This is a genomic window from Streptomyces sp. NPDC046860, assembly GCF_040645115.1.
In the GTDB taxonomy this organism is placed as follows: Bacteria; Actinomycetota; Actinomycetes; order Streptomycetales; family Streptomycetaceae; genus Streptomyces.
The window spans coordinates 1-12,071 of sequence record NZ_JBEYXQ010000028.1 but is presented as its reverse complement, the minus strand read 5'-3'; the positions used below and the strand labels follow the sequence as shown (position 1 = coordinate 12,071).

Sequence of the window (12,071 nt, the reverse complement as noted above, 5' to 3'; positions counted from 1 at the left end):
CAGCCTAGTGAGGCGAGGTCCGGTCCTCCGCGCGGGCCGTGGCGAGGAGTTCCTCGGCATGGGCGCGTGCCGCCTCGGAGTCCTCCTGTCCGGCCAGCATGCGGGAGAGTTCGCGGACGCGGTCCTCCCCCTCCAGGACCTTCACCCCGGACCGGGTGACCGAGCCGTCGTTGGTCTTCTCCACCAGCAACTGCCGGTCGGCGAACGCGGCGACCTGCGGCAGGTGGGTGACCACCACGACCTGGGCGGTCCGGGCGAGCTTCGCCAGCCGCCGCCCGATCTCCACGGCCGCCTTGCCGCCGACACCGGCGTCGACCTCGTCGAAGAGGTAGGTCGGCACCGGGTCGGTCCCCGCGAACACCACCTCGACGGCGAGCATCACGCGGGACAGCTCACCGCCGGAGGCGCCCTTGGCGACGGGCCGGGGCGGGGCACCGGGGTGCGGGGCGAGCAGCAGCTCGACCTCGTCGACACCGGCGGGCCCGTAGGCGACCGTGCGGCCGCCCGCCTCGATGCCGTCGGGGTCCTCGGTCTGCCGGATGTCGAAGGAGACGCGCGCGTGCGGCATCGCCAGCGAGGCCAGTTCGGCGGTGACGGCGGCGGCGAACCGCTCGGCGGCCTCCGTGCGGGCCTTGGTCAACTCCTCGGCGAGCGCGCCGAGTTCGGCGCCCAGGGCGTCACGCTCGGCGGTCAGCTCCCCGATCCGCTCGTCGTCGCCGTCCAGCTCGGTCAGCCGCGCGGCACCCTGCTCGCCCCAGGCCAGGACCCCGGCGATGTCCTCGCCGTACTTCCGGGTGAGCGCGGTCAGCGCGGCCCGGCGCTCCTCCACGGCGGCCAGCCGCAGCGGGTCGGCGTCCAGGTCGTCCGCGTATCCCGCCAGCTCACCGGCGACGTCGGTGAGAAGGATGCCGATCTCCCCGATGCGGTCGGTGAGCGCGGCCAGCGCCGGGTCGTGGGCGCGGACCGCCTCCAGCGCCCGGTGGGCACCGGCGACCAGGGTGGACGCGTCGATGCCCTCCGGGTCCTCGGGGTTGCCCGCGAGCGCGGCGTGCGCCGCGGTGGCCGCGCCGGCCAGCGCCTCGGCGTGCCCGAGCCGCTCCGCCTCCTCGGCGAGTTCGGTGTCCTCCCCGGCGCGGGGTTCGACGGCGGCGATCTCGTCCAGGCCGTAGCGCAGCAGGTCGGCTTCCTGGGCGCGCTCGCGGGCGCGGGTGACGATCTCGTCCAGCTCGCCCGCGACGGCCCGCAGCCGCCGGTACGCCTCGGTGTACGCGGTCAGCGGGCCGGAGACGGCCTCGCCCGCGTACCGGTCCAGGGCCTGCCGCTGCCGGGACAGCTTGAGCAGGCCCTGCTGGTCGGTCTGGCCGTGCACGGCCACCAGCTCGTCGGCCAGCTCGGCGAGCAGCCCCACGGGCACGCTGCGCCCGCCGAGGTGCGCGCGGGAGCGGCCCTCGGCCGAGAGGGTGCGGCTGATCAGCAGGGCGCCGTCGTCCAGCTCGGCCCCGGCCTCCTCCGCACGCGCGAGGGCGGAGGCGCCGGCGGCCAGGGCGATCCGCCCCTCCACCACCGCCTTGCCCGCGCCGATCCGCACGAGCGCCGGGTCGGCGCGCCCGCCGAGCAGCAGTCCCAGGCTGGTGACCACCATGGTCTTGCCCGCGCCCGTCTCACCGGTGACCGCGGTGAATCCCGGCGAGAGCTCGACCACGGCGTCGTCGATGACCCCGAGCGACCGTATCCGCATCTCCTCCAACACGGAACAGACCTTACGAGGTCCGGAGCGCGGAACGCACACGGGCCGCCCCTGTCACTCCGAGGAGTGGTCCCGGGCGCCGCGCCAGCCGGTGGTCGGCAGGGCGAACTTCGCCACCAGCCGGTCGGTGAAGGAGGCGTGGTGCAGCCGGGCCAGCCGGACCGGCACCGCGCCGCGCCGGACCTCGACCCGCGCGCCGGGCGGCAGCTCGATGGTGCGGCGGCCGTCGCACCACAGCACGCCCGGCGGGACGTGCGGGAGCACCTCGACGGCGAGGACCGAGTCGGGCGAGGTGACCAGCGGCTTGGCGAACAGGGCGTGCGCGCTGATCGGGACCATGAGGAGCGCCTCGACCTCGGGCCACACCACCGGTCCCCCGGCGGAGAACGCGTAGGCGGTGGAGCCGGTGGGCGTGGAGAGCACGATGCCGTCGCAGCCGAAGGCGGTGACGGGGCGGCCGTCGATCTCCAGCACCACTTCGAGCATCTTCTCGGCGGACACCTTCTGCACGGCCGCCTCGTTCAGCGCCCAGTCGGTGTGCACGATGTCGCCGTTGCGGTGCACGACCACGTCGATGGTCATGCGCTCCTCGACCTCGTAGGAGCGGGCCACCACCCGGTCGACCACGCGGTCCAGGTCGTCCCGCTCGGCCTCGGCGAGGAAGCCGACGCTGCCGAGGTTGACGCCGAGCATCGGCACTCCGGAGGCGCGGGCGAACTCGGCGCCGCGCAGCAGGGTGCCGTCACCGCCGAGGACGATCAGCAGTTCGCACCCGTCGAGTGACTGCGGAGTCGCCTCCTTGACGAGTTCGACCCCTGCCGGTTCGCCCGGCAGCGGCAGGTCGCGCGCCTCCTCCTCCAGCACCCGCACCCCGATACCGGACCGCAGCAGTCCCTTGACGACGAGTTCCGCGCTGCGGATCGCCGCGGTACGCCCGGTGTGGGCGAGCAGGAAAACAGTACGCGCTCGGTTATGTGTCAACTCGGCCCCTCCGCCACTGCACGACTCACCTCGGCCGGGTCCAGCTCGGGCGCTCCGGCCCGCAGCCAGAGAAAGTACTCGACATTGCCGGACGGGCCCGGCAGTGGGCTCGCGGTGACTCCTCGCACCCCGAGACCCAGCTCCCACGCCTTCGCGGCCACCCCGCGCACGGCTTCCGCCCGCAGTTGCGGACTCCGTACGACACCCCCGCTGCCCAGCCGTTCCTTACCCACCTCGAACTGCGGTTTGACCATCATCACCAGATCGGCGTCCGGCGTCACGCACCTCTTGAGCGCGGGCAGCACCAGACCGAGCGGGATGAAGGACAGATCCCCCACCACCAGGCCCACCGGCTCCCCGTCGATCTCGTCGAGCGTCAGCTCGCGTACGTTCGTACGGTCCTTGACGACGACCCGTTCATCGTTCTGGAGAGACCAGGCGAGTTGTCCGTATCCGACGTCCACGGCGACGACCCGGGAGACGCCCGCGCGCAGCAGGACGTCGGTGAAACCGCCGGTGGAGGCGCCCGCGTCCAGGGCGCGGCGGCCCTCGACCTCGAGTCCCTGGGGGACGAAGGCGGCGAGCGCCCCGGCGAGCTTGTGGCCGCCGCGGGAGACGTAGTCGGGGTCGGTGTCGTCGCTCAGGACCACGATCGCGGCGGCGGTCTCCACCTGGGTGGCCGGCTTGGTCGCCACGGTCTTGCCGACGGTGACCCGTCCGGCGGCGATCAACTGGCTCGCGTGCTCGCGCGAGCGCGCCAGCTTCCGGCGGACCAGTTCCGCGTCCAGACGGCGGCGTGCGACTCCTGCCACGTTCGGTTCAGCTCCTGCTTCAGTGCTCAGTGATGGTCCGGGCGGGCGTCGAGCGCGCCGAGCGCGTCGCGCAGCCCCCGGTGTACATCCTCGTACACGCCGAGGTGTCCGTCGGTGCGCAGGTGGTCGGCGTCGGCCAGCCGGGCCACGCGGGCGTCGACCCCGGCGTCCCCGGTGGGGGTGCGGGGGACGGCCAGCGGCGCCGGGGCCGCCGGGTCGGACTCGGGCTCCGGGGACACCGGCCCGGGCGCGGACTCGCTCATGCCCAGACGCTACCGCGAACGCCTGGGGTACCGTCGTGCGCGATGGCCACGATCGAGGAGTGCCGTACGGCACTGGAGAAGCTTTCGGACAGCATGAGCCACGCCGAGGGCGACGTCGGCGCGGCCGCCGCGCTGGACCGCTCGGTGAGCTGCCATGTCACCGACCTGGACGTCACCTTCGCCGGACGCATGAGAGGCGGCCGGATCGAGGTGGCCGAGACCCTGCCGGGCCCGCCCCGCGAGCGGGCCCAGATCCGGCTCGCGCTGGCCGGGGACGACCTGGTGGCGCTGGTGGACGGCGAGCTGAACTTCGCCGGCGCCTGGGGCTCGGGCCGCATCCGGCTGGAGGCGGGCCTCATGGACCTGTTCCGGCTCAGGAAGCTGCTGTGACCTTCGCCGCCCGCGCCTTGCGGGCGGCGGGCACGACCAGCGGGGTCCCGGTCTCGGGGTCCTCGATGACCTGGCAGCGCAGCCCGAAGACCCGCTCGACCAGCTCGGCGGTGACGATGTCGTTCGGCGCGCCCTCGGCGACCACCTGGCCGTCGCGCAGGGCGATGAGGTGGGTGGCGTAGCGCGCGGCGTGGTTGAGGTCGTGCAGGACGGCGACCAGGGTGCGGTTCTCGGTCTCGTGCAGTTCGGCGCACAGGTCGAGGACGTCGATCTGGTGCTGGATGTCGAGGTAGGTGGTCGGCTCGTCCAGGAGCAGCAGCGGGGTCTGCTGGGCCAGCGCCATGGCGATCCAGACGCGCTGGCGCTGACCGCCGGAGAGTTCGTCCACGTACCGCTCGGCGAGTTCGGTGACGCCCGTCCGCTCCATGGACTCCTGGACGACCCGCTCGTCCTCGGCCGACCACTGGCGCAGCAGCCCCTGGTGCGGGTAGCGGCCCCGGCCGACCAGATCGGCCACGGTGATGCCGTCGGGCGCGATGGAGGACTGCGGGAGCAGACCCAGGGTACGGGCGACCTTCTTCGCCGGCATCGACTGGATGGCCTCGCCGTCGAGCAGCACCCGGCCGGCGGACGGCTTCAGCATCCGGGACAGCGCCCGCAGCAGGGTGGACTTGCCGCACGCGTTGGGGCCGACGATGACGGTGAAGGAGTTGTCCGGTATCTCCACCGACAGGCCGTCGGCGATGACGCGCTGTTCGTAGGCGAGGGTGACGTTCTCGGCGGACAGGCGGTTCACGGTGCTGGTGCTCCTCGAAGTGTTCGGCTGGGGTCCGCTGGCTCCGGCGCTCATACCCGCCCCGCCCGGCGCTCGCTGACCAGCAGCCACAGCAGGTAGGCGCCGCCGACGACCCCGGTGACCACGCCGACGGGCAACTGGTCGGCACCGAAGGCACGCTGGCAGACCCAGTCGGCGACGACCAGCAGGGCCGCGCCCATGCACAGCGAGGGCACGAGGTTGGGGCCCGGCGAGCGGGTCAGGCGCCGGGCGAGCTGCGGCGAGGTGAGGGCCACGAAGCCGACGGGTCCCGCCGCGGCGGTGGCGGCCGCGGTGAGCAGGACGGCGCACACCATCAGCACCAGCCGTACCCGGTGCACCCGTACGCCGAGGGCGTGGGCCACGTCGTCGCCCATCTCCAGCGTCCTGAGGCCCCGCCCGTTGGCGAGGACCAGCGGGACGAGCACCGCGCACAGGACCAGCAGCGGCCAGACCTGGGTCCAGTCCCGTCCGCTGAGGGAGCCGGTCATCCACACCACCGCGCGGGCCGCGTCCACGATGTCGGCCTTGGTGATCAGATAGCCGTTGACGGCGGTCACGACGGCGGAGACACCGATGCCGACCAGGACCAGCCGGTATCCGTGCACCCCCTGTTTCCAGGCGAGCAGATAGATGCCGAGGCCCGTGACGAGGCCGCCCGCCAGCGCGCCCAGGGTCACCGCGGTGGCACTGCCGGAGAACAGCACGATCGTCACCAGGGCGCCCGCGGTCGAGCCCTGGGACAGGCCGAGCACGTCGGGGCTGCCGAGCGGGTTGCGCGAGATCGACTGGAACAGTGCCCCGCCGAGCCCCAGCGACGCGCCCACCAGCAGTCCGACCAGCAGCCGGGGCAGCCGCAGTTCGTTGACGATGAAGTCCTCCGACGGGCTGCCGTCGCCCGCCAGGGCCCGCAGCACGTCGGCCGCGGGTATGTGCGCGTCGCCGGTGCCGATCAGCGCGACGCCCGCGACCAGCACGGCGAGCAGCAGGAGGACCACGACGAGGACGGAGCGCGGGTCCAGGCGCAGCGAGAGCCCGCCGGGGGTGCGTACCGCACGGCTCCGGGAGAGTGTCTTCACAGCTGGGCCGTCCTTCGCCGCCGTACGAGAAAGATGAAGACCGGGCCGCCGATGAGCGCGGTGACGATGCCGACCTGGATCTCCGCGGGCCGGGCCACGAGACGGCCGATGATGTCGGCGCCGAGCAGCAGCACGGGCGACAGCACGGCGGCGTACGGGAGGATCCAGCGCAGGTCGGGCCCGGTGAAGGAGCGCACGACGTGCGGCACCATCAGCCCGACGAACATGACCGGGCCGCAGGCCGCGGTCGCCGCGCCGCACAGCACGGTCGCCGCCAGCATGGCCAGCGCACGGGTGCGGCCCAGGTGGGCGCCGAGCGCGCGGGCGGTGTCGTCGCCCATCTCCATGGCGTTCAGCGGCCGGGCCAGGGCCAGCGAGAGGACCATGCCGGCGGCGAGGAACGGCAGCACCTGGACGATGGTCCGGTCGGTGGCGGCGTCCAGCGAGCCGACCGTCCAGAAACGCATCCGGGACAGCGCCTCGTCATCTACGATCATCACCGCCTGGAGGTACCCGTACAGCGCGGCGCCGATCGCGGTGCCGGACAGCGCGAGCCGTACCGGGGTGGCGCCCCGGCTGCCGCCCAGGAACCACACCAGCGCGCCCACGGCGGCCGCGCCCGCGAACGCGAACCACACATAGCCGCTCAGCGAGGTCACGCCGAAGAAGGTGATGGCCGTGACGACGGCGGCGGAGGCGCCGGCGTTGATGCCGAGCAGGCCGGGGTCGGCCAGCGGGTTGCGGGTGAGCGCCTGGAGCACCGAGCCGGACAGCCCGAACGCGGCCCCGGCCAGCAGGCCGAGGACGGTCCGGGAGATCCGGTCCCGCACGACGATGTCCGCGTAGGTCCCGGTGTCGTGGAACAACCCGTGCCAGATCAGGTCCGGCGCCAGGGACTTGGCGCCGACGCCGATACTCGTCATGGCGACGCACGCCAGAAGGACGACGGCGAGGAGCAGCCCGAGGGCACGCACCAGCCGTCGCTTCGGGGGCGCTGCGGCGGCTGCCGCGCGCTGTTCCGGAGGACTCTCGACCAACACGCGGTTAGGTTAGCCTATCCTGCTATTCGATCTCGATCCCGAGACCCCCGGCCGCGGTGTGGGACAAGCCTCAAACACCCAGCCTGGCCAGCGCCTTCTCCGCGTCCAGCGCACAACTGCCGTCCCCGGCCGCCGTCCAGGCCGCCGCGCACAGCGCGCGCAGCCCGTCCACCGCGGACCCCTCGCCCGACAGCTCCAGCCCGCCGGCCCCGGCCGTGGCGCTCCAGCCACCGCAGGAGAAGCCCTCGCCCTCCCGCACCACTTCGGGCTGCCCGGTCAGCAGACCCCGCAGATCCGCGTCCACATAGGTCGGCCGGTGCTGGGGCGGCGCGGCCAGCAGCTGGGCGCCGTCGGTGACGCCGGTGAGCACCAGCAGCGAGTCGACCTCGCCGTTGCAGGCGCCCTCGATGTCGGTGTCCAGCCGGTCGCCGACCACCAGCGGCCGCTTCGCACCGGTGCGCAGGATGGTCTCCTTGTGCATCGGGGGCAGCGGCTTGCCCGCCACCTGCGGCTCGGCACCGGTGGCGATCCGCACCACCTCGACCGCCGCGCCGTTGCCCGGCGCGATGCCCCGCCCGCTCGGGATGGTCAGGTCGGTGTTGGACGCGAACCACGGCACCCCGCGCGCCACCGCGTACGACGCCTCCGCGAACCGCCCCCACGCCAGGTCGGGTCCGCCGTACCCCTGCACCACGGCGACCGGGTCGTCGTCGGCCGACTCCACCGGGGTCAGCCCGCGCTCGCGCAGCGCCACCCGCAGCCCCTCACCGCCGATCACCAGCACCTTCGCCCCGGCGGGCACCTGCTCGCTGATCAGCCGGGCCACCGCCTGCGCGGAGGTGATCACGTCGTCGGCGCCGGTCGGTATGCCCAGCTCGGTGAGGTGCTCCGCCACGGTGTCCGGGGTGCGCAGCGCGTTGTTGGTGACATACGCGAGGTGCATGCCCTCGGCGCGGGCGTCGGCCAGCGAGTCCACGGCGTGCGCGATGGCCTCACCGCCCGCGTACACCACCCCGTCCAGGTCGAGCAGCGCCGTGTCGTACGCCTCGTTCAGGGGCCGCTCGCTGCCCTCGGGGCTCGTCCTGACGCTCCGGCTCATCCGTATCGCTCCTCGTTCGACGCTCTTTCCCCCGATCATCCCGCAAGCCGCCCGCAGACGTACGATGCCGGGATGAACATCGCAGGTCACTCGGAAGCAATGGCGCCCCGAGGTCTGGAACTCACCCCGTTCCGCGGCCTTCGTTACGACCCCGAACGGGTCGGCAGCCTGGCCTCCGTCACCTCCCCGCCGTACGACGTCGTCGTACGCCCAGACGGCCTGCACCACCTCCAGGACGCCGACCCGTACAACATCGTCCGGCTGATCCTGCCCCAGGCCGACACGCCCGACATCCGCAACGAACAGGCCGCCGACACGCTGCGCCGCTGGCTCGCCGAGGGCGTCCTCGCCCCCGACCCCGATCCGGCCCTGTACGTGTACGAACAGCAGGACGTCGACGGCCTCGTCCAGCGCGGTGTCATCGGCGCCCTGCGGGTCTCGGAGCCGGAGGAGGGCGTCGTCCTCCCCCACGAGGACGTGATGACACCGGTGGTCGCCGACCGCGCGGCCCTGATGCGCACCACCCGCGCCAACCTGGAACCCCTGCTGCTGACCTACCGCGGCGACGGCCCCACCAGCGACGTCGTCGAGCGCACCGCGAAACTCCCGGCCCTGCTGACGACCACCACCGAGGACGGCGTACGCCACCGCCTGTGGGCCCTGACCGACCGGTCCGAACTGGCCCTGGTGCGGGCCGACCTCGCCCACCACCAGGCCCTCATCGCCGACGGCCACCACCGCTGGGCCACCTACCGCCTGCTGCGCGCCGAGCACCCCTCCCCCGGCCCCTGGGACCTGGGCCTGGTCCTGCTGGTCGACACCGCCCGCTACCCGCTGCGTGTCCGCGCCATCCACCGCCTGCTGCACGGCCTGCCGGTGGCCGACGCCCTCGCCGCCGTGGAAGGCCTGTTCCGGGTACGGCGTCTGGAGGTACCGCTGGCCGAGGCGCTCGCGGAACTCGCCGAGGCGGCCGCCGAGGGCAACGCGTTCCTGCTGGCCGGCGACGGCGCCTTCCATCTGCTGGACCACCCGGACCCGGCGCTGCTCGCCCGCACGGTCCCGGCCGGCCACCCGGCCGCCTGGCGCTCCCTGGACGCGACCGTCCTGCACGCCGCGCTCCTGGAGCACGTCTGGCACATCCCCGAGGACTCCCCCGCGCACATCGCCTACATCCACGACACGGAGGCGACGGTCGCCAAGGCGGAACGCGACGGCGGTACGGCCGTGCTGCTGCACCCGGTGCGCGAGGAGGTCGTGCGCGAGCTGGCCCGCCAGGGCGTGACGATGCCCCGCAAGTCGACGTCCTTCGGCCCCAAGCCGGCGTCGGGCCTGGTGCTGCGGGTGGTGGACATCTGAGGCCGCCTCCGGCCGATACGGGCACGAAAAAAGGGCGGGACCGCTGGGGTCCCGCCCTTTTTTCGTGTTCTCTTCCGTCCTCCGCGCGAGGATCAGTCCTCGGTGGAGTCCTTGATCTGGACGATCTTCGGCTCATCGGCCTCGGGCTCATCGGCCTCGGGCTCGTCGTCGTCGGACGCGTCCTCGTCGGACACGTCGTCGGTCGTGGTGTCGTCGGTGGTGGTGTCCTCGTCCACCACGACCGTCACCACGGTCTCGTTCTCGTCGTCCTCGTCCATGGCGTCGACGAACTCCACACCGTCCAGCTCGGCGAGCCGGTCGGAGGCGTCCGTGCTGCCGTCGCGGTCGGCCTCGACGGCCTTGGCGAACCACTCACGCGCCTCGCTCTCCCGGCCGGCGGCCAGCAGGGCGTCCGCGTAGGCGTACCGCAGGCGGGCGGTCCAGGGCTGGACGGAGTTGGAGGCCAGCTCCTGGCTCTGCAGCGTCACGATGGCCGCGTCCAGCTGGTCCATGTCACGCCGGGCACCGGCGGCGACGAGCCGCATCTCGACCTGGCCGGCCTTGTCCAGCTTCTGCACCTCGGGGGCACCGGCCATGTCCAGCGCCTTCTCCGGACGCCCGAGCCCACGCTCGCAGTCGGCCATCACGGGCCACAGCTCGGTGTTGCCCGTCATCCGGCGCGCGGCACGGAACTCGGCCAGGGCCTCGCTGTACTTCTGGTTGGCGTAGGCGGCGAAGCCGGCGGCCTCGCGCACGGCGGCCACACGGGACGCCAGACGCAGGGCGACCCTGGAGTAGCCGTACGCCCGCTCGGGGTCCTCGTCGATGAGGCGGGCGACCATCACCAGGTTCCTGGCGACGTCCTCGGCGAGCGTCTTCGGGAGGCTCTGCAGCTCCTGGCGGACGTCCTTGTCGACCTCGTCGCCGGTGACCTCCTCGGGGATCGGCAGCCGCTTGATCGGCTCCCGGTCACGGTCCCGCTCGTCACGGCCCCGGAACCCACCACGGCGGTCGTCCCCGCGGCGGTCGTCCCGGCGGTCGTCACGGCCACGGAAGCCGCCCCGCTCGCCCGGACGCGCGCCACGGTCGTCACGGCCGCGGAACCCACCGCGGTCATCACCGCGACGGTCGTCCCGCCCACGGAAACCTCCCCGGTCATCGCGCCCACGGAACCCACCGCGGTCACCGCCACCACGGCTGTCGTCACGACGGTCGTCACGGCGGAAGTCGCCACGGCTGTCGTCACGACGGTACGAGGGACGGTCACCGGAGCGCTCGTCACGGCGGAAGGAGGGACGGTCACCGCCGGGACGGTCGTCGCGGCGGAACGACGGACGGTCGCCACCACGGTCGTCACGCCCACGGAACCCACCACGGTCGTCGCTACGACGGTCGTCGCGGCGGAAGTCGCCACGGCTGTCGTCACGACGGAAGGAGGGACGGTCACCACCACGGTCGTCACGCCCACGGAACCCACCACGGTCGTCACGGCGGTCGCCACCGCGGTCATCGCGGCGGAAGTCGCTGCGGCTGTCGTCGCGACGGTACGAGGGACGGTCACCGCCCGAGCGCTCGTCACGACGGAAGGAGGGACGGTCGCCACCGGAGCGGTCGTCGCGACGGAACGACGGACGGTCGCCACCACGGTCGTCACGGCCACGGAACCCACCGCGGTCGTCGCCGCGACGGTCGTCACGGCGGTCGTCGCGGCGGAAGTCGCCACGGCTGTCGTCACGACGGAAGGTCGGACGGTCACCGCCACGACGGTCGTCGTCGCGGCGGAAGGACGGGCGGTCGCCGCCGGAACGGTCGTCGCGGCGGAACCCACCACGGTCGCCACCACGGCTGTCGTCACGGCGGTCGTCGCGGCGGAAGTCGCCACGGCTGTCGTCACGACGGAAGGAGGGACGGTCGCCGCCGGAACGGTCGTCGCGGCGGAACGACGGGCGGTCGCCGCCACGGTCGTCACGGCCACGGAACCCACCACGGTCGTCACGGCGGAAGCCGCCGCGGTCATCGCCACGACGGTCGTCGTCACGGCGGAAGGAGGGACGGTCACCGCCGGAACGGTCGTCGCGGCGGAACCCGCCACGGTCACCCCGGTCGCCGCCACGGTCGTCACGGCGGTCGCCACCGCGGTCGTCGCGGCGGAAGGAGGGGCGGTCGCCGGAACGGCGGTCGTCGCCACGGTCGTTGGACCGACGCGGGCCGCCGCGGTAGCCGCCACGATCACCGCGGTCACCACTGTCCCGTCGCCGCTGGTCGCGCTCCGGTCGGTCGTCGGGAGAGTTGGTGGACATCGGGTGACTCCTGTCTTCGGGTACCACAAGTATTGTAAAAACAAAAGGACCCCTGGTCCCAGCTGAACGCTGGGACCAGGGGTCCTCCAAAGATTGTTCGGCGGCGTCCTACTCTCCCACAGGGTCCCCCCTGCAGTACCATCGGCGCTGTGAGGCTTAGCTTCCGGGTTCGGAATGTAACCGGGCGTTT

11 protein-coding genes and 1 rRNA gene are annotated in these 12,071 nt (G+C 73.2%); 2 read left to right on the top strand and 10 right to left on the bottom strand.

Annotated elements, in window-relative coordinates:
- Positions 1-4: 4 nt before the first annotated feature.
- The 4 genes from recN to ABZ898_RS27865 form a co-directional block, all read right to left on the bottom strand.
- On the bottom strand, positions 5-1,738 hold the full coding sequence (gene recN, locus ABZ898_RS27880; protein ID WP_361664729.1) for a DNA repair protein RecN: 1,734 nt from the start codon (positions 1,736-1,738) through the stop codon (positions 5-7).
- A 63-nt stretch (positions 1,739-1,801) separates the two neighbouring features.
- Positions 1,802-2,728: an NAD kinase gene (locus tag ABZ898_RS27875; RefSeq protein WP_361664587.1), complete on the bottom strand. Its 927-nt coding sequence runs from the start codon at positions 2,726-2,728 to the stop codon at positions 1,802-1,804.
- Positions 2,725-3,540, bottom strand: a complete 816-nt coding sequence (locus tag ABZ898_RS27870; protein ID WP_361664584.1) for a TlyA family RNA methyltransferase — start codon at positions 3,538-3,540, stop codon at positions 2,725-2,727. Before ABZ898_RS27870 ends, ABZ898_RS27875 begins: the two co-directional genes overlap by 4 nt.
- Before the next feature lie 26 nt (positions 3,541-3,566).
- The gene (locus tag ABZ898_RS27865) at positions 3,567-3,803 is read right to left on the bottom strand and encodes a hypothetical protein (protein ID WP_361664581.1); all 237 of its coding nucleotides are present in this window, start codon (positions 3,801-3,803) and stop codon (positions 3,567-3,569) included.
- A gap of 42 nt (positions 3,804-3,845) precedes the next feature.
- Here ABZ898_RS27865 and ABZ898_RS27860 point away from each other — a divergent pair, with 42 nt between their 5' ends.
- The gene (locus ABZ898_RS27860; RefSeq protein ID WP_361664578.1) at positions 3,846-4,193 is read left to right on the top strand and encodes a sterol-binding protein; all 348 of its coding nucleotides are present in this window, start codon (positions 3,846-3,848) and stop codon (positions 4,191-4,193) included.
- Here the strand turns inward: ABZ898_RS27860 and ABZ898_RS27855 are convergent.
- The 4 genes from ABZ898_RS27855 to ABZ898_RS27840 all read right to left on the bottom strand — a co-directional run bounded on the left by ABZ898_RS27855 (position 4,177) and on the right by ABZ898_RS27840 (position 8,225).
- On the bottom strand, positions 4,177-5,043 hold the full coding sequence (locus ABZ898_RS27855) for an ABC transporter ATP-binding protein (RefSeq protein ID WP_361664575.1): 867 nt from the start codon (positions 5,041-5,043) through the stop codon (positions 4,177-4,179). The two genes, ABZ898_RS27860 and ABZ898_RS27855, sit on opposite strands and share 17 nt — an antisense overlap.
- Positions 5,040-6,086: an iron chelate uptake ABC transporter family permease subunit gene (locus ABZ898_RS27850; RefSeq protein ID WP_361664572.1), complete on the bottom strand. Its 1,047-nt coding sequence runs from the start codon at positions 6,084-6,086 to the stop codon at positions 5,040-5,042. Before ABZ898_RS27850 ends, ABZ898_RS27855 begins: the two co-directional genes overlap by 4 nt.
- Entirely contained in the window at positions 6,083-7,126 is a 1,044-nt protein-coding gene (locus ABZ898_RS27845) for an iron chelate uptake ABC transporter family permease subunit (RefSeq protein ID WP_361664570.1), read from the bottom strand. Before ABZ898_RS27845 ends, ABZ898_RS27850 begins: the two co-directional genes overlap by 4 nt.
- A 70-nt stretch (positions 7,127-7,196) precedes the next feature.
- Complete coding sequence (locus ABZ898_RS27840; protein WP_361664568.1) at positions 7,197-8,225, bottom strand: HAD hydrolase-like protein; 1,029 nt, start codon at positions 8,223-8,225, stop codon at positions 7,197-7,199.
- 72 nt (positions 8,226-8,297) lie between these two features.
- Here ABZ898_RS27840 and ABZ898_RS27835 point away from each other — a divergent pair, with 72 nt between their 5' ends.
- Entirely contained in the window at positions 8,298-9,581 is a 1,284-nt protein-coding gene (locus tag ABZ898_RS27835; protein WP_361664565.1) for a DUF1015 domain-containing protein, read from the top strand.
- Between the two features lie 92 nt (positions 9,582-9,673).
- Here the strand turns inward: ABZ898_RS27835 and ABZ898_RS27830 are convergent, their stop codons facing one another.
- Entirely contained in the window at positions 9,674-10,531 is an 858-nt protein-coding gene (locus tag ABZ898_RS27830; protein WP_361664726.1) for a hypothetical protein, read from the bottom strand.
- Between the two features lie 1,445 nt (positions 10,532-11,976).
- Positions 11,977-12,071: ribosomal RNA gene (gene rrf, locus ABZ898_RS27825) — 5S ribosomal RNA — on the bottom strand; the annotation flags it as partial.

Excerpts from the sequence above, each read along its gene's own strand:
- recN (WP_361664729.1), bottom strand. The coding sequence starts at position 1,738 with ATGCGGATACGGTCGCTCGGGGTCATCGACGACGCCGTGGTCGAGCTC.
- ABZ898_RS27865 (WP_361664581.1), bottom strand. The coding sequence starts at position 3,803 with ATGAGCGAGTCCGCGCCCGGGCCGGTGTCCCCGGAGCCCGAGTCCGAC.
- ABZ898_RS27860 (WP_361664578.1), top strand. The coding sequence starts at position 3,846 with ATGGCCACGATCGAGGAGTGCCGTACGGCACTGGAGAAGCTTTCGGAC.
- ABZ898_RS27855 (WP_361664575.1), bottom strand. The coding sequence starts at position 5,043 with ATGAGCGCCGGAGCCAGCGGACCCCAGCCGAACACTTCGAGGAGCACC.
- ABZ898_RS27840 (WP_361664568.1), bottom strand. The coding sequence starts at position 8,225 with ATGAGCCGGAGCGTCAGGACGAGCCCCGAGGGCAGCGAGCGGCCCCTG.
- ABZ898_RS27835 (WP_361664565.1), top strand. The coding sequence starts at position 8,298 with ATGAACATCGCAGGTCACTCGGAAGCAATGGCGCCCCGAGGTCTGGAA.